32 protein-coding genes are annotated in these 19,340 nt (G+C 62.1%); 1 reads left to right on the forward strand and 31 read right to left on the reverse strand.

The window, feature by feature from the left end:
• Position 1: 1 nt before the first annotated feature.
• From BUB53_RS05445 to BUB53_RS05545, 21 genes are all read right to left on the reverse strand, one after another.
• Entirely contained in the window at positions 2-1,414 is a 1,413-nt protein-coding gene (locus BUB53_RS05445; protein ID WP_084728884.1) for a trypsin-like peptidase domain-containing protein, read from the reverse strand.
• 126 nt (positions 1,415-1,540) lie between these two features.
• Entirely contained in the window at positions 1,541-1,966 is a 426-nt protein-coding gene (rplQ, locus tag BUB53_RS05450; protein ID WP_073033579.1) for a 50S ribosomal protein L17, read from the reverse strand.
• Positions 1,967-2,147: 181 nt separating this feature from the next.
• A complete protein-coding gene (locus tag BUB53_RS05455) occupies positions 2,148-3,164 on the reverse strand; it encodes a DNA-directed RNA polymerase subunit alpha (RefSeq protein ID WP_073033581.1) in 1,017 nt (338 codons plus the stop codon).
• Positions 3,165-3,274: 110 nt separating this feature from the next.
• Positions 3,275-3,664, reverse strand: a complete 390-nt coding sequence (gene rpsK / locus BUB53_RS05460) for a 30S ribosomal protein S11 (protein ID WP_073033583.1) — start codon at positions 3,662-3,664, stop codon at positions 3,275-3,277.
• 15 nt (positions 3,665-3,679) lie between these two features.
• Entirely contained in the window at positions 3,680-4,048 is a 369-nt protein-coding gene (rpsM, locus tag BUB53_RS05465) for a 30S ribosomal protein S13 (protein WP_073033585.1), read from the reverse strand.
• Between the two features lie 192 nt (positions 4,049-4,240).
• Positions 4,241-4,885 (reverse strand): adenylate kinase, encoded by a 645-nt coding sequence (locus BUB53_RS05470; RefSeq protein WP_073033587.1) that lies wholly within the window; start codon positions 4,883-4,885, stop codon positions 4,241-4,243.
• Positions 4,882-6,252, reverse strand: coding sequence for a preprotein translocase subunit SecY (secY, locus tag BUB53_RS05475; RefSeq protein ID WP_073033589.1), 1,371 nt, complete (start codon positions 6,250-6,252; stop codon positions 4,882-4,884). The genes BUB53_RS05470 and secY overlap by 4 nt, the downstream gene beginning before the upstream one ends.
• 110 nt (positions 6,253-6,362) lie before the next feature.
• The gene (gene rplO / locus BUB53_RS05480) at positions 6,363-6,836 is read right to left on the reverse strand and encodes a 50S ribosomal protein L15 (RefSeq protein WP_073033591.1); all 474 of its coding nucleotides are present in this window, start codon (positions 6,834-6,836) and stop codon (positions 6,363-6,365) included.
• A 412-nt stretch (positions 6,837-7,248) separates the two neighbouring features.
• Positions 7,249-7,437, reverse strand: coding sequence for a 50S ribosomal protein L30 (gene rpmD / locus BUB53_RS05485; protein ID WP_073033593.1), 189 nt, complete (start codon positions 7,435-7,437; stop codon positions 7,249-7,251).
• A 12-nt stretch (positions 7,438-7,449) separates the two neighbouring features.
• On the reverse strand, positions 7,450-8,013 hold the full coding sequence (gene rpsE, locus BUB53_RS05490; protein ID WP_073033596.1) for a 30S ribosomal protein S5: 564 nt from the start codon (positions 8,011-8,013) through the stop codon (positions 7,450-7,452).
• A 123-nt stretch (positions 8,014-8,136) separates the two neighbouring features.
• Entirely contained in the window at positions 8,137-8,496 is a 360-nt protein-coding gene (gene rplR / locus BUB53_RS05495) for a 50S ribosomal protein L18 (RefSeq protein ID WP_073033598.1), read from the reverse strand.
• Between the two features lie 11 nt (positions 8,497-8,507).
• Positions 8,508-9,041 (reverse strand): 50S ribosomal protein L6, encoded by a 534-nt coding sequence (gene rplF, locus BUB53_RS05500; RefSeq protein ID WP_073033600.1) that lies wholly within the window; start codon positions 9,039-9,041, stop codon positions 8,508-8,510.
• 11 nt (positions 9,042-9,052) lie between these two features.
• Positions 9,053-9,445 carry a 30S ribosomal protein S8 gene (gene rpsH, locus BUB53_RS05505; protein ID WP_073033602.1) on the reverse strand — a complete coding sequence of 131 codons (393 nt, stop codon included), beginning with the start codon at positions 9,443-9,445 and terminating at the stop codon, positions 9,053-9,055.
• Positions 9,446-9,457: 12 nt separating this feature from the next.
• Positions 9,458-9,763, reverse strand: coding sequence for a 30S ribosomal protein S14 (gene rpsN / locus BUB53_RS05510; RefSeq protein ID WP_073033604.1), 306 nt, complete (start codon positions 9,761-9,763; stop codon positions 9,458-9,460).
• Positions 9,764-9,781: 18 nt separating this feature from the next.
• Complete coding sequence (rplE, locus tag BUB53_RS05515; RefSeq protein WP_073033606.1) at positions 9,782-10,345, reverse strand: 50S ribosomal protein L5; 564 nt, start codon at positions 10,343-10,345, stop codon at positions 9,782-9,784.
• Complete coding sequence (gene rplX, locus BUB53_RS05520) at positions 10,338-10,649, reverse strand: 50S ribosomal protein L24 (protein WP_073033608.1); 312 nt, start codon at positions 10,647-10,649, stop codon at positions 10,338-10,340. Before rplX ends, rplE begins: the two co-directional genes overlap by 8 nt.
• 1 nt (position 10,650) lies before the next feature.
• The gene (rplN, locus tag BUB53_RS05525) at positions 10,651-11,019 is read right to left on the reverse strand and encodes a 50S ribosomal protein L14 (RefSeq protein WP_073033610.1); all 369 of its coding nucleotides are present in this window, start codon (positions 11,017-11,019) and stop codon (positions 10,651-10,653) included.
• Between the two features lie 75 nt (positions 11,020-11,094).
• The gene (gene rpsQ / locus BUB53_RS05530) at positions 11,095-11,325 is read right to left on the reverse strand and encodes a 30S ribosomal protein S17 (protein ID WP_073033613.1); all 231 of its coding nucleotides are present in this window, start codon (positions 11,323-11,325) and stop codon (positions 11,095-11,097) included.
• A gap of 15 nt (positions 11,326-11,340) precedes the next feature.
• A complete protein-coding gene (rpmC, locus tag BUB53_RS05535; protein ID WP_073033623.1) occupies positions 11,341-11,547 on the reverse strand; it encodes a 50S ribosomal protein L29 in 207 nt (68 codons plus the stop codon).
• Positions 11,548-11,823: 276 nt separating this feature from the next.
• Positions 11,824-12,309 carry a bacterioferritin gene (locus tag BUB53_RS05540; protein WP_073033625.1) on the reverse strand — a complete coding sequence of 162 codons (486 nt, stop codon included), beginning with the start codon at positions 12,307-12,309 and terminating at the stop codon, positions 11,824-11,826.
• Between the two features lie 221 nt (positions 12,310-12,530).
• Positions 12,531-13,151: a 2OG-Fe(II) oxygenase family protein gene (locus tag BUB53_RS05545; protein ID WP_073033626.1), complete on the reverse strand. Its 621-nt coding sequence runs from the start codon at positions 13,149-13,151 to the stop codon at positions 12,531-12,533.
• A 119-nt stretch (positions 13,152-13,270) separates the two neighbouring features.
• Here BUB53_RS05545 and BUB53_RS05550 point away from each other — a divergent pair, with 119 nt between their 5' ends.
• Entirely contained in the window at positions 13,271-13,966 is a 696-nt protein-coding gene (locus tag BUB53_RS05550; RefSeq protein WP_073033627.1) for a TylF/MycF/NovP-related O-methyltransferase, read from the forward strand.
• A gap of 93 nt (positions 13,967-14,059) precedes the next feature.
• On the opposite strand, the gene rplP is transcribed toward BUB53_RS05550, so the two are convergent.
• From rplP to BUB53_RS23365, 10 genes are all read right to left on the reverse strand, one after another.
• Positions 14,060-14,473, reverse strand: coding sequence for a 50S ribosomal protein L16 (rplP, locus tag BUB53_RS05555; protein WP_073033628.1), 414 nt, complete (start codon positions 14,471-14,473; stop codon positions 14,060-14,062).
• A 13-nt stretch (positions 14,474-14,486) separates the two neighbouring features.
• Positions 14,487-15,194 (reverse strand): 30S ribosomal protein S3, encoded by a 708-nt coding sequence (rpsC, locus tag BUB53_RS05560; RefSeq protein WP_073033629.1) that lies wholly within the window; start codon positions 15,192-15,194, stop codon positions 14,487-14,489.
• Entirely contained in the window at positions 15,194-15,574 is a 381-nt protein-coding gene (gene rplV / locus BUB53_RS05565) for a 50S ribosomal protein L22 (RefSeq protein ID WP_073033630.1), read from the reverse strand. The genes rpsC and rplV overlap by 1 nt, the downstream gene beginning before the upstream one ends.
• 3 nt (positions 15,575-15,577) lie before the next feature.
• Positions 15,578-15,856 carry a 30S ribosomal protein S19 gene (rpsS, locus tag BUB53_RS05570; RefSeq protein WP_073033631.1) on the reverse strand — a complete coding sequence of 93 codons (279 nt, stop codon included), beginning with the start codon at positions 15,854-15,856 and terminating at the stop codon, positions 15,578-15,580.
• A 3-nt stretch (positions 15,857-15,859) separates the two neighbouring features.
• Complete coding sequence (gene rplB / locus BUB53_RS05575) at positions 15,860-16,702, reverse strand: 50S ribosomal protein L2 (protein ID WP_073033632.1); 843 nt, start codon at positions 16,700-16,702, stop codon at positions 15,860-15,862.
• A gap of 388 nt (positions 16,703-17,090) precedes the next feature.
• Positions 17,091-17,387 (reverse strand): 50S ribosomal protein L23, encoded by a 297-nt coding sequence (locus tag BUB53_RS05580; protein WP_073033633.1) that lies wholly within the window; start codon positions 17,385-17,387, stop codon positions 17,091-17,093.
• On the reverse strand, positions 17,384-18,001 hold the full coding sequence (gene rplD / locus BUB53_RS05585) for a 50S ribosomal protein L4 (RefSeq protein ID WP_073033634.1): 618 nt from the start codon (positions 17,999-18,001) through the stop codon (positions 17,384-17,386). Before rplD ends, BUB53_RS05580 begins: the two co-directional genes overlap by 4 nt.
• Positions 17,998-18,822 (reverse strand): 50S ribosomal protein L3, encoded by an 825-nt coding sequence (rplC, locus tag BUB53_RS05590; RefSeq protein WP_073033635.1) that lies wholly within the window; start codon positions 18,820-18,822, stop codon positions 17,998-18,000. Before rplC ends, rplD begins: the two co-directional genes overlap by 4 nt.
• A gap of 13 nt (positions 18,823-18,835) precedes the next feature.
• A complete protein-coding gene (gene rpsJ, locus BUB53_RS05595) occupies positions 18,836-19,144 on the reverse strand; it encodes a 30S ribosomal protein S10 (RefSeq protein WP_057795293.1) in 309 nt (102 codons plus the stop codon).
• Between the two features lie 104 nt (positions 19,145-19,248).
• The coding region (locus BUB53_RS23365; RefSeq protein ID WP_200797770.1) for an EF-Tu C-terminal domain-related protein at positions 19,249-19,340 on the reverse strand (92 nt) is incomplete at its 5' end.

A 19,340-nucleotide genomic window follows, 5' to 3' on the forward strand; every position in this document is an offset into this window, starting at 1 on the left:
ATTACAGCCTGAACCGCATGACCAAACGCTGCCCGGCGCGTTGTATCTCGAGGGTCAACCACCCCTCCGCCCCGGCCAGAAGCGCCTGCGCCACATCGGTATCGGAACACTCGGCCCCGTTGATCGTGCGCAAGATATCGCCCGGTCGCAGCCCGACGCGCGCGCCGATCTGGCCCGGATCGTCCACCACAACCCCCTTGGCGGCGAGCGGCAGGTCGTGTTCTGCCACGACCACCGGATTGATGGTCGAGAGCACCATCCCCGGAATGGCCGATCTGCGACCTGTTTCCACCTGTGCCCGTGGCGGCTCGTTCGGCGGGGCGGTCAGGGCCAGCGTGATGTCCTCGGCCTGCCCGTCGCGAATACGCGTGATGGTGGTCTCCGCCCCCAGACCCGCCACCGACATCCGGAAAATCATTTCCGCGGGGGTATTTACCGGCTGACCGTCCACCGCGGTGATCACGTCGCCCGCAGCCACCCCCGCCGCGGCAAAGCCGCTTTGCGGATGCACCTCGGAAATCACCAGTCCGCCGGGCCGGTCCAGCCCCAGCCCTTCGGCCATGTCCGCCGTGACGGGCTGACCGCCAAGGCCCGCCCAAGGCCGTTGAAATTCGGTTTCGCCTGCGCGGGCCTGCGCCACGAACTGCGCCACGAGCGCGGATGGGATGGCAAAACCGATTCCGTTGGATCCTCCCGATCTGCTGAGGATTTGCGTATTTATTCCAATGAGTTGACCATTCACATCCACCAGTGCCCCGCCCGAGTTTCCGGGATTGATCGGCGCGTCGGTCTGAATGAAGTATCCCCGCCCGTTACCGGTGGCGGTGCCGGATCGCGCCAATCCCGAGACGATACCGCTGCTGACGGTCTGGCCCACACCGAACGGGTTGCCAATGGCCAACACCAGTTCGCCCACCTCGACGCTGTCGCTGTTGCGCAGGGGCAGCGCGGGCATGTCGGGGGCGTTTTCCAACTGAAGGATGGCCAGATCGCTTTCTTCGTCGGACAGGAGGACGCTTGCGGAGAACTCGCGTCGGTCGTTCAGGGCCACGCGGATGTCCGTGGCCTCGCCCACAACGTGGTAATTGGACACGACAATACCGTCCGCCGACAGGATGACACCGGAGCCGAGCGAGTTCTGAACACGTTGCTGCGGAACATCGAAGTTCCTGAAAAGGTTCTGAAAAAACGGATCGCGGCTGAACGGACTGGAGCGCACGTTGACGATCCGGCGCGCGTAGATGTTGACCACGGCCGGAGCGGTGCGCTTGACCACAGGCGCGAACCCGAGGGAAATTTCGGCCTGGCTGGTCGGCACGCGGGTTTCGGCCCGGACGGGGCCGGCAAGGCAGATCAGAACAATGCAAAACGCCCGGATCACGTGTCTTCCTCCAAACCTGTGTGCCTGAAACATATGCGAAGAGGGGCCGGGCAATGCAACCGCCGCGTTCTCTTCGGGGCGAAAATCGCCGTCCCGAAAGGCAAAGGCCCCCGCCGATCCGGCGAGGGCCTTGAAAAGAAACCGTTTGGTTTCAATGCTTTATTCTTCGTCTGTGGCCGCTTCTTCTGCTGCGGTGCGGGCGCGGTCAGCGGCGCCTTTGGCATCGACGTCGCGATCGACGAATTCGATGATGGCCATCGGGGCCATGTCGCCATAGCGGAAGCCGGCCTTGAGGACGCGGACGTAACCGCCCTGACGATCCTTGTAGCGCGGGCCCAGAACGTCGAACAGTTTCGCGACGTATTGGTCCTGCTTGAGCTGGGCGGCGGCCTGACGGCGGGCGTGCATATCCCCACGTTTTCCGAGGGTTACCAGCTTTTCGACGATACGGCGCAGTTCCTTGGCCTTGGGCAGGGTCGTCTTGATCTGCTCATGCTCGATCAGCGATCCGGCCATGTTGGCCCACAGGGCCTTGCGGTGTTCGTGGGTACGGTTGAGGCGGCGGTAGCCTTTTGCGTGACGCATTTTCAGTCTCCTAAACGTGTTTTGCTTTGTCTGGCCGGCGATGCGTGTCACCGACTCTCCTTGGGGCGGATGCCCGAGTGAATTTCGTACGTTTCGTACAAGGTGTACGCGGGTTTTGTACGAAACCCGGGGATGTTACCGGGCGGTGTGTCCATCAGGGACGCATCGCCCGGCAAAAACCTCAGAACTGGTCTTCGTATTTCTTGGCCAGGTCTTCGATATTGTCCGGCGGCCAGTCCTCGACATCCATGCCGAGGTGCAGGCCCATGCCCGACAGAACCTCTTTGATCTCGTTGAGCGACTTGCGGCCGAAGTTCGGCGTGCGCAGCATTTCTGCTTCGGTCTTCTGGATGAGATCGCCGATGTAGACGATGTTGTCGTTCTTGAGGCAGTTCGCGGAGCGCACCGACAGTTCCAGCTCGTCCACTTTCTTGAGCAGGAGCGGGTTGAACTCCAGCCCCTCGTCCTCAGACTCGCGACCGGCGGACTCGGGCTCTTCGAAGTTGACGAAGATCGACAGTTGATCCTGAAGGATACGGGCGGCAAAGGCCACGGCATCGTCCGGGGTGATCGAGCCGTCGGTTTCGACCTTCATGGTCAGCTTGTCGTAATCCAGCACCTGGCCCTCACGGGTGGGCTGCACATCGTAGCTGACTTTCTTGACCGGCGAATAGATGGCGTCGATCGGGATCAGGCCGATGGGCGCATCTTCGGGCTTGTTCTTGTCGGCGGCGACATAGCCCTTGCCGGTGTTGACGGTCAGTTCCATGAACAGGTCCGCGCCTTCGTCGAGGTGACAGATGACGTGTTCCTTGTTCAGGATTTCGATGCCCGCGCTGTCCGAGATGTCGGCGGCGGTCACGACGGCCGGACCCTTGACCGAAATCGACAGGCGCTTGGGCCCTTCGACTTCCATGCGCAGGGCGACGCCCTTGAGGTTCAGCACGATGTCGGTGACATCTTCGCGCACACCGGCAACCGAGCTGAATTCATGCAGCACGTTGTCGATCTGAACGCTGGTGATGGCCGCGCCCTGAAGCGAGGACAACAGAACGCGGCGCAGCGCGTTGCCAAGTGTCAGGCCAAAGCCACGCTCCAGCGGTTCGGCGATGACGGTCGCCTGACGCAGCGGGTCATTGCCCGGCTTGACGTCGAGCTGAGTCGGCTTGATCAGTTCTGCCCAATTCTTATGGATCATGCGGTCCCTCCATTCCTGTCCCGGCTCCATGTCCAAAAGCACGGGACGCCCGAGGTTCAAATGACGGAGTGGGGCCGCGACAAAGGCGCAGCCCCACCCATTGAAATTACTTAGACCCGGCGGCGTTTCGGCGGGCGGCAGCCGTTGTGAGCGATCGGCGTCACGTCACGGATCGACGTGATGTTGAAGCCCACGGCAGCCAGCGCGCGCAGCGCCGATTCACGGCCCGAACCGGGGCCCTGAACTTCGACCTCGAGGGTCTTCATGCCGTGTTCCTGAGCCTTGCGGCCCGCATCCTCGGCGGCCATCTGGGCGGCATAGGGGGTCGACTTGCGCGAGCCCTTGAAGCCCATGGTGCCAGCCGACGACCACGAGATCGCGTTGCCCTGGACGTCCGAGATCAGGATCTTGGTGTTGTTGAACGAAGAGTTCACATGAGCAACGCCGGTGGCGATGTTCTTGGAAACCTTTTTCTTGGTGCGACGGGTATCACGTGCCATTGGTTCAGCCCTCCCTTACTTCTTCTTGCCGGCGATGGGTTTCGCCGGGCCCTTGCGGGTGCGGGCATTGGTGTGCGTGCGCTGACCGCGAACCGGCAGGTTGCGGCGGTGACGCAGGCCGCGGTAGCAACCGAGGTCCATCAGGCGCTTGATGTTCATCTGCGTTTCACGGCGCAGGTCGCCTTCGACGGTGTAGTTGGCGTCGATATGTTCGCGCAGCGCCAGAGCTTCGGCATCCGAAAGCTCGTTGATGCGGCGGGTCTGGTCGATGCCGGTTGCTTCGCAGATGGCTTTGGCCGAAGAATGGCCGATACCGGTGATGTAGGTGAGGGCGATAGGCACCCGCTTGGAAGTCGGGAGGTTAACGCCGGCGATACGTGCCACGTGTCATGTCCTTTCGTTGCGGTTCCGTAGTTCCAGAACCTTTTTTCACAACGTAAGCCCGAGGCAGGATGCATCGGGCCGCAGCTGAATTCAGGTGATCGGCCCTGACAGGGCCAGCCCCACGTCAGAATCGATTCCGCGTGGGATGGTGCTGGTTAGGGGCAATTTCGGGGGGCGTCAACCCCCCTGCCCTCATTTGTCCAGCGCGCCCGCGATTGCGGCCTTGACCTCGTCGATCTCGCCCAGGCCGTCGATGGTGCTGAGCTGGCCCCTGGCGTAGTAATATCCGATCAGCGGCGAGGTCTTCTTGTAGTATTCCATCAGCCGTTGTTTGAGGCTTTCCTCGTTGTCGTCGGCGCGGCGCTTGAATTCGGTGCCGCCGCATTTGACGCATTTGCCGTCCGCCGGGATCGGCTTGGTGATGTCGTTATAGACCTCACCGCAATTGGCGCAGGTCGAGCGCGCGGTGATGCGGCTGACCAGGGCCTCGTCATCCACCTGCATCTCGATCACGGCATCGAGGGTTTCGCCCTGTTCCTCCAGCAACGCGGCCAGCGCATCGGCCTGCGGCAGCGTGCGCGGGAACCCGTCGAAGATGAAACCGCCCTTCTTGTCGCCTTGCAGCTTTTCGCGGATCAGGCCGATCACGATCTCGTCGGTGACGAGTTCGCCGCGGGCCATGACCTCGGCCACCCTGTTGCCCATCTCGGTGCCGCTGTCCTTGGCTTCGCGCAGCATGTCGCCGGTCGAAAGCTGGATCATGTCACGGCCTTCGACGAGGATGTGAGCCTGAGTTCCCTTGCCGGCGCCCGGCGGTCCAAGAAGGATGATATTCATTTGCGGCCTGTCCCTTTCCTGCGAGCGCGCTTCTTGCCTTTGCCCTTGCCGCTCAGCTGCGATTTCTCGATCAGCCCTTCGTATTGATGGGCCAGCAGGTGGCTTTGGACCTGCTGAATCGTGTCCATCGTCACCGAGACCACGATCAGAACAGATGTGCCGCCGAAATAGAAGGGGATGGCGAACTGACTGCGCAGAATTTCCGGCAGCAGGCAGACCAGCGCGAGATAGGCCGAGCCGAGAACCAGAATGCGCGTCACGACATAGTCGAGATATTCGGCGGTTTTCTTGCCCGGCCGCACGCCGGGAACGAAACCGTTCTGGTTCTTCAGGTTGTCGGCCACCTCATCGGTCTTGAAGGCGACGTTATAGGTATAGAAATACGCGAAGAACACGATCATCAGGGTGAAGAACAGCAGGTACAGCGGCTGTCCGGGGCCGAAATAGGCCATGATCGTGGACATGACCGGGCTGGTCTGGTTGCCCGAGAAGGTGCTGATCGTGGTCGGCAGCAGCAGAAGCGAACTGGCGAAGATGGCCGGGATCACGCCCGCGGGGTTCACCTTGACCGGCAGGTGCGAGGAGCCGCCGTCATAGACCTTCATGCCGACCTGGCGGCGGGGGTACTGGATGTGGATCTTGCGCAGCGAGCGTTCCATGAACACCACGAAGGCGATCACGGCGACGACCATGACGATGACGCCGACGATCACCGCCGGGCTGATCGCGCCCGAACGGCCCTGGCTGAAGAACTGTGCGAGGGCGGCGGGCACCTCGGCGATGATGCCGACGAAGATGATCAGCGAAATGCCGTTGCCCACGCCGCGCGCGGTGATCTGCTCGCCCAGCCACATCAGGAACATCGTGCCGCCCACGAGGGTGATCATGCAGCTTGCGATGAAGAAGAAACCGGGGTTGGTGACCAGATCGCCCGATTGCAGGCTGACGGCCAGGCCGTAGGATTGCAGCGTCGCCAGCCCCACCGTGCCGTAGCGGGTGTACTGGTTGATCTTCTTGCGGCCCTGTTCGCCCTCTTTCTTGAGCTGCTCCAGCGCGGGCACCATGGCCGCCAGAAGCTGCACGATGATCGAGGCCGAGATATAGGGCATGATCCCGAGCGCGAAGATGCCCATGCGGCCGAGGGCACCACCGGTGAACATCGACAGCATCCCGCCGATCGACGCGGCCGCGCCTTCCATGAATTCACGCAGCTCCGCGCCGTCGATGCCCGGCACCGGGATATAGGTGCCAAGACGGTAGACGATCAGGAGCGCCAGGGTGAAGAAGATGCGTTTGCGAAGATCAGTGGCCTTGCCAAGCGCCGACCAGCTGGTGTTGGCGGCCATTTGTTCTGCTGCAGATACCATGCGCGGTCTCTTTCAAGTGACAACGCCGCCACAAGCCGTTTTCCGGCCCAGGCGGCGTTTTCGGGAAAACTTAAGGGTATGTAAGCGGCACGCTGGCCGCTCACAACCTCTTATTCAGCCGCCTGCGCGGTTGTGACCGTCAGAGAGCCACCCGCCTTTTCGACAGCTTCGACGGCCGATTTCGACGCGCCGGTGACTTCGAGCGTCAGCTTGGCGCTGATTTCGCCCTTGGCCAGAACGCGCACACCGTCCAGCTTGCGGCGCACCAGGCCGCTTTCGACCAGCGCGTCCTCGGTGATCGCCTTCTTGGCGTCCAGCTTGCCGTCGTCGACGAATTTCTGGATCAGGCCCAGGTTCACCACGGCGAATTTCTTGCGGTTGGGTTTGGTGAAGCCGCGCTTGGGGAGGCGCTGGTAGATCGGCATCTGCCCGCCTTCAAAGCCCTTGATGGCCACACCCGAACGGGATTTCTGACCCTTGATACCGCGGCCTGCGGTTTTGCCCATGCCCGAGCCGGGGCCACGGCCAACGCGTTTCTTGCGCTTGGTCGCGCCGGGATTGTCGCGCAGTTCGTTGAGTTTCATATCGCTTCTCCTGAAGCCGGATGTGACCCCCGAAGCGTCATGGGGCCAACCACGGCATGTCTTGATCTGTGAATCGTGGCGCGTGAGGCCACCCGCGGGCGTATACGGGGTGTTGGGGGGCGATGCAAGGGGGCAGAGGCGACGAAGTGCGGGCTGCGGACCCGGCCTGCCCGCGCGGCCATTTCCGACCAGGCCCGGCGCACCGGCAGGAGCGGCGATGTCCAACCCGTACAACTGGCCCTCGCAACCGGAGTGTGCATGCGTCTGAATTTTCCGTAGCAGGTTCCCCCTATGGCGGCCCGCCCTTCTGCAAAATACGAAAACGCCCCGGCCATTTCCGACCGGGACGTTTTGAACGCGGCGCCGGAAACTGTAAAAGTTTCCGAACCGTTTTCTTTAAAAGAAAACGGGCTCAGCCCTTTTCTTCGATGATCTGAACCAGATGCGGGATCTTGTTGACCATGCCGCGCACCGAAGGGGTATCTTCGAGTTCGCGGGTCTTGTGCATCTTGTTCAGGCCCAGGCCGATCAGCGTCTGGCGCTGTTTTTCCGGGCGGCGGATCGGCGAGCCGATCTGCTTGACTACGATGGTCTTTGCCATGGGTCGCTCTCCTTACGCTTCCGCTGCTTCCTTGGCAGGTGCGTCGTCCTTTTTCAGGATGTCGGCGACCTTCTTGCCACGGCGCTGTGCCACCATGCGGGGGCTGGCCTGGAATTGCAGCGCGTTCAGCGTTGCGCGGATCATGTTATAGGGGTTCTGCGAGCCGATCGACTTGGCGACGACGTCCTGAACGCCCAGCATTTCGAACACGGCACGCATCGGACCACCGGCGATGATCCCGGTCCCGGTCGGGGCCGTGCGCATCACCACCTTGCCGGCGCCGTGACGGCCATAGCCATCGTGGTGCAGGGTGCGGCCTTCGCGCAGGGGCACGCGGATCATCTGGCGCTTGGCCTGTTCGGTGGCCTTGCGGATCGCCTCGGGCACCTCTTTGGCCTTGCCCTTGCCAAAGCCGACGCGGCCTTTCTGGTCGCCTACGACCACGAGCGCCGCGAAGCCAAAGCGCTTACCGCCCTTGACGGTTTTCGACACACGGTTGATCGCGACGAGGCGATCGGCGAATTCCGGCGCTTCGTCGCGATCGCGACCTCCACGACGGTTGTCATCTCTTGCCATTTGGCATCCTTTCAATGCGGCACCCTGCGGCGCCTGTTCCTTGGTCAATCCTGGTGAGCGACGCCACACGGACGCACCCCCGGATCATCGAGGCGCCCCGAACACCGTCCGGGGCGCCTGCGCTTAGATTTTCAGGCCGCCTTCACGCGCGGCGTCGGCCAGGGCCTTGATGCGGCCGTGGAACAGGAAACCGCCACGGTCGAACTGAGCCTCGGTGACGCCTGCCTTCTTGGCACGCTCGGCGATGGTCGCGCCGATCTTGGTCGCGGCTTCGACGTTGTTCTTGCCGACCAGACCCAGATCCTTTTCCAGGGTCGAGGCCGAGGCCAGCGTCACGCCGTTGACATCGTCGATCAGCTGAACGCTGATGTTCTTGCTGGAGCGGTGAACCGACAGGCGCGGACGCCCGACGTTGACCTTGCGAAGTTTGTTCCGAACGCGCATGCGGCGTTTCTGAAACAGTTGTCTTTTGCTGTTTGCCATCTGTCGCGTCCTTACTTCTTCTTGCCTTCCTTCTGGAAGATGTACTCGCCCTTGTAGCGGATGCCCTTGCCCTTGTAGGGCTCGGGGCGGCGCCAGTCGCGGATATTGGCCGCGACCTGTCCAACGAGTTGCTTGTCATGGCCTTCGACCACCAGTTCGGTGGGCTTGGGCGCGGTGACGGTCACACCTTCCGGAACTTCGAAATCGACATCGTGGCTGAGGCCAAGGTTCAGCTTCAGGGTGTTGCCCTGCATCTGCGCCCGGTAACCGACGCCCTGAATTTCCAGCTCCTTGCGGAACACTTCCTTGGCGCCATGCGCCATGTTGGCGATCACGGTGCGGGTCATGCCCCACTGCTGGCGCGCGCGCTTGGATTTGCCGCGCGGCGTGACAGTGACGGTGCCGTCTTCGACGGTCAGGGTGACGTCATCGGTGGCCGTGAAGCTTTTGGTGGCTTTCGGCCCCTTGATTTCGATGGTCTGGCCCGAGAGGTTGGCGGTGACGCCATCGGGCAGAGCCACGGGTTGTTTTCCGATACGAGACATGTCCGAGCTCCTTAGAATACGGTGCAGAGCACTTCACCACCGACGTTGGCGGCACGCGCAGCTGCATCCGACATCACACCCTTGGGGGTGGAGACAATCGACACGCCCAGGCCCTGACGGACCGAAGGGATGTCCTTGACGCTCGCATAGACGCGACGACCGGGCTTGGACACCCGCTTCATCTCGCGAATGGCGGGGGCGCCTTCGAAGTATTTCAGGCTGATTTCCACGGCCGGATGACCGTTTGCGTCGGTCGTCTTTTCGTAGCCACGAATGTAGCCTTCGTCAGCCAGCACATCCAGAACCCAGCAACGCAGCTTGGACGCCGGGGAGGAAACGGTGGACTTGCCACGCATAGCCGCGTTGCGGATACGGGTGAGCATATCGCCGATAGGATCGTTCATTTTGCGTCCTCCTTACCAGCTCGATTTCACCATGCCGGGAGCCTGACCGTTCGAGCCAAGCTCGCGCAGGGCGATCCGCGACACTTTGAGTTTACGATAATAAGCGTGTGGACGGCCCGTCAGCTGGCAACGGTTGTGCAGCCGGGTTGCCGAGCTGTTGCGCGGCAGTTCCGCCAGCTTCAGGGAGGCGCGGAAACGCTCTTCCATCGGCTTGCTTTCATCACTGATGATCTCTTTGAGAGCGGCCCGCTTGGCGGCGTATTTCTCGACCAGGCGCTGACGCTTCTTCTCGCGTTCGATCATTGCTTTTTTAGCCATATCTCTTTCCTTCCGCGATCAGCTGTTGAAGGGCATGTTGAAATGCTTCAACAGCGCCTTGGCTTCAGCGTCGGTCTTCGCCGTGGTGGCGATAACGATGTCCATGCCCCAGACTTCATCGACCTTGTCGAATTCGATCTCGGGGAACACGATGTGCTCCTTGAGGCCCATGGCATAGTTGCCGCGGCCATCGAAGGATTTGCCCGACACGCCGCGGAAGTCGCGGATGCGGGGCATTGCGATCGTGATCAGACGATCCAGGAAATCGTACATGCGGTCACCGCGCAGGGTGACCTTGGCGCCCATCGGCATGCCTTCGCGGACACGGAACCCGGCGATCGAGTTCTTGGCGTTGGTCACCAGGGCCTTCTGGCCGGCGATCATGGTCAGGTCTTCCTGGGCCGACTTGGCCTTTTTGGAATCCTTCACCGCCTCGGCGCCGCAGCCGATGTTCAGGACGATCTTGTCCAGGCGCGGGATCTGCATGTCGTTGCTGTAGCCGAACTCTTCTTTCAGAGCGGCGCGGATCGTTTCGCGGAACTGCGTGCGCAGGCGCGGGGTGTAGTTTGCACTATCAAGCATCGATCACGTCCCCCGTGGTCTTGGCGAAACGCACTTTCTTGTCGCCTTCGGTCCTGAAGCCGACACGGGTGGGTTTGCCGTTCTTGTCGAGGATCGCCAGGTTGCTGAGATCGATCGGCATGGGCTGCGGAATGCGGCCGCCCTGGCTCTGCTGGCTTTGCTTGGTGTGACGGATGGCCATGTTGATGCCATCGACCACGGCCTTGCCGGTCTTCGGGCTGACGGAGGCGATGGTGCCTTCCTTGCCCTTGTCCTTGCCGGCCAGCACGACGACCTTGTCGCCTTTTTTCAGTTTAGCAGCCATCCTACAGCACCTCCGGGGCGAGCGAGATGATTTTCATGAACTTCTTGGCGCGCAGTTCACGCACCACCGGCCCGAAGATACGGGTGCCGACGGGTTCATTGTTGTTGTTCAGAATGACGGCCGCGTTGCGGTCAAAACGGATGGCGGTGCCATCTTCGCGGCGGACTTCCTTGGCGGTGCGCACGACGACGGCCTTGCGGACGTCCCCTTTTTTCACGCGACCGCGCGGGATGGCCTCTTTCACGGATACGACGATGATGTCACCCACCGACGCGTATTTCCGCTTGGAGCCACCCAGGACCTTGATGCACTGAACCCGGCGCGCGCCGGAGTTGTCAGCAACATCCAGATTGGTCTGCATCTGGATCATTTGGTTTCTCCCGACCTTTGGGGGGCGTTATTGCCTGTTCCCCAGGGTTTCGCTCAAACCGGAAGGTTTGCAGGCTTACGCCTCCAGAACCTCCCAGCGTTTCGTTTTCGATTTCGGCGCGCATTCGATGATGCGAACGGAATCGCCGACCTTGAAAGCGTTCTTTTCATCGTGAGCCCGGTACTTCTTGGACTTACGGATGGTTTTCTTCAGAACGGGGTGCGTGAAGCGGCGTTCGACCGAAACGGTCACGGTCTGGTCGTTGGCGTCGCTGGTCACGGTGCCTTGAAGGATACGTTTGGGCATAACTCAAGGCCTCCCTTATTCTGCTGTGGCCGCGTCTGCGGCCTTTTCGTTGAGAATCGTTTTGACACGCGCAGCGTCACGGCGGGCCTGCTTCATGCGTGCCGAGTTCTCGAGCTGCCCGGTGGCAGCCTGAAAGCGCAGGTTGAACTGCTCTTTCTTCAGGGCGACCAGATCCTCGCGGAGCTGATCGGGGGTCTTGTTTCTCAGTTCACTGGCGTTCATCGCCGGTTCCTTTCTCAAAACACCAGCAGGCCCCTGACGGATGGTTCAGGGTAACCCGAGACCTGGTGGATGAATTACAAACACACGAATCCCCCCGCATCGCGGGGTGACGTGGATTGCGGCTCTATAAGGGAGGCGGGGGGATAGGGCAAGGGTTAGTTCTGAATTTTGCCGTAATCCCGCGATGCGCGATGGATGCGCGCGCCCCGGATGTTCAGGCCGGCGGCGCCACGCGGCAGGCGCGGCGCCGCATCCCGATTGATCTTGCCGGGTCGCTTATTCTCCTTCGGCCTCACCCGCCGAGACGTATTTCGAGGCATAGCGTTCCTCGCCCAGACGATCCAGCAGGCTCAGTTGCAGTTCCAGCCATTCCTTGTGACCCACTTCCTCGATGGCGATGCTTTCGAACAGGGCCTTGGAGGCCAGATCGTCGGCCTCATACGCGGCTTTCGCGGCGCGGGTGTAGAACGTGATCGCATCCTTTTCGTCGGCCAGGTCGCTTTCGAACATGTTGCGCAGCGACTGGGAAACCCTGGGCGTCGCGGCGAACCCCATCTCCGGCTCGCCGTCCAGGGCGAAGATACGTGCGAGGAAACGATCCGCATGGCCGTTTTCCTCTTCGAACTCCCCGCGCATCTGCGCGGCCAGCTTGTCCAGCCCCCAATCGTCCAGCAAATGGGCATGCAGTTGGTATTGGTGCGCCGCGGTCAATTCCATCTGCAAAGCGGTGTTCAGGTTTTTCAGTGTGGTTTCATTCGACATGACGAACGCTCCTTTCAATCTGCCTTCAAAGCTACTCATCGAATGGCTGAATTAAACCCCAACCGCGTGATTTTTCCTTTGACGCAGCGCAAAAGGCCACGCGCCCAAGCCGCTTGCGGCCTTGGGAACGACGTTCATTTGCCAGCAGACCCGTAGCGTCCGACACCTGTGTGCCAGCCCCGTTCACAACGGTCATGCGATGATCGTGGCTTTGGCGGCGCTCACGCCCAGGCGTAGTTGAAGCTGACTGAAATCCGGTCGTCTTCGGACATGTTCATCGGAACCTCGTGGCGCAGCCAGCTTTCCCAGAGCAGCACCTCGCCCATGGAGGGGGCTTCGTAGATGAAGGTCTGCAACTCGCGCCGGGCGGTTTTCCTGCGCGCGGGCGCGGCCATCATCCGGGCCGAGCGGGGGTCTTCCAGCTTCAGCGCCGAGGCACCGTCGGGCATGGACACATAGGTGGTGCCCGAGATCACCGAATGCGGGTGCAGGTGCGAGGAATGCGTGCCGCCCTCGGGCAGGATGTTGATCCACAGGTCTTCGAGTTTGAGGTCGCGCCCGTCGAGATCGAATTCCAGATCCTCTGCAAAAGCCGCGACATGGGCGTCGAGCGATTTCACCAGATCGGAAAAGATCGGAAAGCGCCAGGGCAGATCGGTCAGCGACGCATAGGACGTGTAGCCGGGATAGCCTTCGGTTTCGCACCATTCCTGGCCCGCCTCGTCATCCTCGGCAATGGAATAACAGGATGCTTCGAGCTCGGCCGGGTCGATGGCGGGGCCATGCTCGGACAGCTTTGCGCGGTAAAGGCGGGTCACGAAGAGGGAATCAATCTGTGCCATGGCGGTGGTTTAGCCCAGATGCGCGGCGCGTGCGAGATTGAACTGCGCGATGCGCGCGATATAGAGTGCGCCAACCCCGCCGGCCCGGCCCGGCGGGCAATCTGGCCCGGAGGTGCCGCATGACGCATTGGATCGCCCGCCTGCGCGCCCGGCGCAAAGCCCGCTTTTTCGCGCGGTATCAATCGGCGATTTCCGATATCCGGCTGGCGCTGCAACAGGAGGCGACCCAATCCACCGCGCGGTATGTACGTGAGCACATGTACCGGGTGCAGTCGGTCGATACCTGGCAGGCCGTGCATGACGTGGCCATCGACCATGTCCGCCTGAACGGACTGGTTCTGGAATTTGGCGTCTACAAGGCGCGCACCACGGCCCATATCGCGGGGCGGCGCGACTGGCAGGTGCACGGGTTCGATTCCTTCGACGGGCTGCCCGAGCCGTGGCGCGACGGGTACCCGCGGGCAATATTCGCCCTGCCCGCCCTGCCCGAAGTTCCCGCCAACGTGACATTGCACAAGGGGCTGTTCGCCGACACGCTGCCGGGATTTCTGGCCGCCCTGCCCGCGCCGCCCGACCCCGTGGCTTATCTGCATGTGGACAGCGACCTGTACAGTTCCGCCAAATGCATTTTCGAGCATCTGGCGGACCGGATCGTGCCGGGCACGGTGATCGTGTTCGACGAGTATTTCAATTACAGCGGATGGGAAGACGGCGAGTTCCGTGCCTTTCAGGAATTCATCGCCGCTCGGGGCGTCGGGTATGATTACCTGTGCTACAACCACGAACATCAGCAGGTCGCCGTTCAGATCACCTGAGCCGCGCCGCTTGGCCGCCCCATACACGGCAAAACCCCCGGCGCTTTCGCACCGGGGGTTTTCTTTTTCCGGCGTGGGGTCGCCCCCGTCCGCTTACCAGTCTTCGCGAACCACGACGCGGGTCTTAACCGGCAGCTTCATCGCGGCGAGGCGCAGGGCCTCCATGGCGATTTCCTCGTTGACGCCGTCGATCTCGAACATCACACGGCCGGGCTTGACCTTGCAGGCCCAACGGTCGACCGAACCCTTACCTTTACCCATCCGAACCTCGATCGGCTTCGCGGTGACGGGGGTGTCGGGGAAGATCCGGATCCAGACGCGGCCCTGACGTTTCATGTGACGCGTCATGGCACGACGGGCGGCTTCGATCTGGCGCGCGGTCACACGCTCGGGCTGGGTGGCCTTGAGGCCGTAGGACCCGAAGTTCAGATCAGACCCGCCTTTGGCCAGGCCCTTGATGCGGCCCTTGTGCTGCTTGCGGAACTTTGTACGCTTTGGTTGAAGCATCGTTCAGTCCTCCTTAGCGACGGCCGCCGGCGCCACGGGGCGCGGGACCATCCTGGAGCTCCTGGGCTTTGCGGTCACGGGCACTGGGATCGTGCTCCATGATCTCGCCCTTGAAGATCCACACCTTGATACCGATGATGCCATAGGGCGTTTCGGCTTCCTTGTGGGCATAGTCGATGTCGGCGCGCAGGGTATGCAGGGGCACGCGGCCCTCGCGGTACCATTCGGTCCGGGCGATTTCAGCGCCACCCAGACGACCGGCCACGTTCACACGGATGCCGAGGGCCCCCATGCGCATCGCGTTCTGCACGGCCCGCTTCATCGCGCGGCGGAACGACACGCGGCGTTCCAGCTGCTGAGCGATCGACTCGGCGACCAGCGGTGCGTCCAGTTCCGGCTTGCGGACTTCGACGATGTTGAGGTGCAGTTCGCTGTCGGTCATGGCCGACAGTTTCTTGCGCAGGGTTTCGATATCGGCGCCTTTCTTGCCGATGATCACACCCGGACGGGCGGTGTGGATCGTGACGCGGCACTTCTTGTGCGGACGTTCGATGATCACACGGCTGACGCCGGCCTGCTTGCACTCTTTCTCGATGAACTCGCGGATCTTGACGTCTTCCAGCAGAAGATCGCCGTAATCCTTGGTATCGGCATACCAGCGGCTGTCCCAGGTACGGTTCACCTGAAGGCGCATGCCAATCGGATTGACTTTGTTACCCATTAGGCTTGCTCCTCAATTTGACGCACCTTGATGGTCAGTTCCGAGAACGGCTTGCGCAGGGCGCCAAACCGGCCACGGGCACGCGGGCGGCCGCGCTTCATCACAAGGTTCTTACCGACATAGGCCTCGGCCACGATCAGTTCGTCAACGTCGAGGTTGTGGTTGTTCTCGGCGTTGGCGATGGCCGACTGGAGGCACTTGCGCACATCCTCGGCGATCCGCTTCTGGCTGAAGGTCAGGTCGTTCAGAGCCTTGTCGACCTTCTTGCCACGGATCATCGCCGCGACGAGGTTCAGTTTCTGCGGGCTGGTGCGAAGCATGCGCAGTTTTGCCATTGCTTCGTTGTCTGCCACGCGGCGGGGGTTCTTTTCCTTGCCCATGACTTACTTCCGCTTCGCTTTCTTGTCGGCGGCGTGACCATAGTAGGTACGCGTCGGCGAATATTCACCGAACTTCTGACCGATCATGTCCTCGGATACGTTCACAGGCACATGCTTGTGACCGTTGTAAACGCCGAACGTCAGGCCCACGAACTGGGGCAGGATGGTCGAACGGCGCGACCAGATCTTGATGACTTCGTTACGGCCGCCTTCGCGTGCTGCCTCGGCCTTTTTCAGGACGTAGGCATCAACGAACGGGCCCTTCCATACAGAACGTGCCATGTCTTAGCGGCCCTTCTTCTTGGCGTGACGCGAGCGCAGGATAAGCTTCTGCGACGCCTTGTTCTTGTTGCGGGTGCGCATGCCCTTGGTGGGCTTGCCCCAGGGCGTGACCGGGTGGCGACCACCCGAGGTCCGGCCCTCACCACCACCATGGGGGTGGTCGATCGGGTTCATGACGACACCGCGAACCGACGGACGGATGCCCTTGTGGCGCATGCGCCCGGCCTTGCCGTAGTTCTGGTTGCTGTTGTCGGGGTTCGACACGGCACCGACGGTGGCCTTGCATTCCTGACGCACCATGCGCAGCTCGCCCGAGCTCAGGCGGATCTGTGCATAGCCGCCGTCACGACCGACGAACTGGGCATAGGTGCCCGCGGCGCGTGCGATCTGGCCGCCCTTGCCGGGCTTCAGTTCGATGTTGTGAACGATGGTACCGATCGGCATGCCCGAGAACGGCATGCAGTTGCCCGGCTTGATGTCCACCTTGGCGCCGGCCAGAACCTTGTCGCCCACAGCCAGACGCTGCGGCGCCAGGATATAGGCCTGTTCACCATCTTCATATTTGATCAGCGCGATGAAGGCGGTCCGGTTCGGGTCATACTCGATCCGCTCGACGGTGGCCGCCACATCGAATTTGTTGCGCTTGAAATCGACGATCCGGTAGAGGCGTTTCGCCCCGCCCCCGCGACGACGCGAGGTAATCCGCCCGGTGTTGTTCCGGCCGCCCGACTTCGTCAGACCCTCGGTGAGGGATTTGACGGGGCGTCCTTTCCACAGCTCCGAACGGTCGATCAGCACCAGCCCGCGCTGGCCCGGCGTCGTCGGCTTATACGACTTGAGTGCCATGCTTTCTGTCTTCCGTTTGCTAACGGCGGGGCCTGAATGCCAGGGTGTCCGCCTATGTTTAAGCCCCCCGAAGGTGGCCGGTTTATAGGGCCCCGAAGGTCCCCGATGGAGCGGTGCGCAGTGACTGCGCACCCTGCGCTGCCGGTGTCCTGTGCGCCCTGCGGGCCCACCGATCCGACAAAAACACGCAGCCCCGGACGAATCCGGGGCCATGCCGATAGGGTCTGTTAGTGGAGCGCGCGCAGCCGGTCAAGGGGGGAACGCCAAGAAATACAAGGTTTCCATGCCAGCCAGGGCCGCGCCGGAGCCGCAAAAGAAAACCCGGCCGCTTTCACAGCCGGGTTCCCGTTTTTTGCGTAGGGTGCGCGGTCTTCGCGCACCGCCCCGATCAGAGACCGGTGCTGACGTCGATCGTGTTGCCCTCTTCGAGGGTCACATAGGCTTTCTTCACATCGTTCCGGCGGCCAAGCTGGCCACGGAAGCGTTTCTGCTTGCCCTTGGTGATCGTGGTGTTCACGGCCTTGACCTTGACCCCGAAGAGCGCCTCGACGGCCTCTTTGATCTGGGGTTTGTTGGCGTCCATGTGCACCTCGAAGACGACAGCGCCGTTTTCCGACGCCATGGTGGCCTTCTCGGTGATGACCGGCTTGCGGATCACGTCGTAGTGTTCGGGTTTCGCGCTCATTTCAGACGAGCCTCCAGTGCTTCGACACCCGCCTTGGTGAGCACCAGCGTGTCACGCTTGAGGATGTCATAGACGTTTGCGCCCATCGACGGCAGCACATCGAGACCCTCGATGTTGGCCGCGGCCTTGGCGAATGCGGCATTCACCTCGGCCCCGTCGATGATCAGCGCGCGCTTCCAGCCCAGATCCTTGACCTGCCTGGCCAGGGATTTGGTCTTGCCGTCCGATTCAGCCGAGTCGATCACGACCAGCTCACCGGCCTTGGCCTTGGCGCTGAGGGCATGCTTGAGGCCCAGCTGACGCACCTTCTTGGGCAGGTCATGCGCATGGCTGCGCGGGGTCGGGCCCTTGTAGATGCCACCCTTGCGGAAGATCGGCGCGTTGCGGTCGCCGTGGCGTGCGCCACCGGTGCCCTTCTGGCGGTAAATCTTCTTGGTGGAATACGAGGTTTCCGACCGGGTCTTGACCTTATGGGTGCCCTGCTGCGCCTTGTTGCGCTGCCAGCGGACCACGCGGTGCAGGATGTCGGCACGCGGCTCCAGGCCGAAGATGTCTTCGCCCAGATCGACCGAGCCGGCCTTCCCGCCGTCCAGTTTGATCACATCGAGTTTCATGCGTCGCTGTCCTTCTTCTCGGCCTCGGCCTCGGCGGCTGCCTCTTCGGCGGCCTGCTCGGCGGCGGCGGCTTCTGCTGCTGCGGCTTCCTCGGCAGCGGCCTGAGCGGCGGCTTCCTCGGCGGCTTTGGCGGCCTCGTCAGCGGCCGATTTCAGCGCGGCGGGCAGGATCGCGTTCTCGGGGAAGGGTTTCTTCACCGCGTCCTTGATCGTGACCCAGCCCCCCTTGGAGCCCGGAACGGCGCCCTTGACCATGATCAGGCCCCGGTCGGCGTCGGTGCGCACGACCTGGAGGTTCTGCGTGGTCACGCGGGCGGCGCCCATGTGGCCGGCCATTTTCTTGCCCTTGAACACGCGGCCCGGGTCCTGACACTGACCGGTCGAACCGTGCGAGCGGTGGCTGATCGACACACCGTGGCTGGCCCGCAGACCGCCGAAGTTGTGACGTTTCATGGCACCGGCAAAGCCCTTACCGATCGAGGTGCCCGAGACATCCACGAACTGACCTTCGAAATAGTGGTCAGCAGTGATTTCCTCGCCCACGGCGATCATGTTTTCAGGCGCGACACGGAATTCCGCGACCTTGCGCTTGGGCTCGACCTTGGCAGCCGAGAAATGCCCGCGCATGGCCTGGCTGACCCGCTTGGCCTTGGCCGAACCGGCGCCCAGCTGAACAGCGGCATAGCCGTGCTGCTCGGGGGTGCGTTGTGCGACAACCTGAAGCTTGTCCAGTTGCAGGACGGTCACAGGAACCTGACGGCCGTCTTCCATGAACAGCCGGGTCATGCCGACTTTCTTTGCGATAACGCCAGAGCGCAACATTACCTTGCCCTCCTCAAACCGAAATCTGCACGTCGACGCCGGCGGCGAGGTCGAGCTTCATCAGCGCGTCCACGGTCTGCGGCGTCGGGTCGACGATGTCGAGCAGACGCTTGTGCGTGCGGATCTCGAACTGGTCGCGCGATTTCTTGTTCACGTGGGGACCACGCAGAACGGTGAATTTTTCGATCTTGTTCGGCAGCGGGATCGGGCCCCGCACGTCGGCACCCGTCCGTTTGGCGGTGTTGACGATTTCCTGCGTGCTGGCATCCAGCACACGGTAATCGAATGCCTTCAGCCGAATGCGAATGTTTTGACTTTGCATCAGTCTGGCCTTTCACGGCGTTGGAGTTGATAGGAGGAGGGCCAGATCATTCCGGCCCCCCTCGTCGAACCCTTGCCCCGGGCCGAAGCCCGGAGCCTTTAGGATCAGTCGATGATTTTGGAGACGACGCCGGCGCCGACGGTGCGGCCGCCTTCGCGGATGGCGAAGCGCAGGCCGTCTTCCATGGCAATCGGGG

This window comes from Roseovarius pacificus (genome assembly GCF_900142665.1).
GTDB lineage: Bacteria > Pseudomonadota > Alphaproteobacteria > Rhodobacterales > Rhodobacteraceae > Roseovarius > Roseovarius pacificus.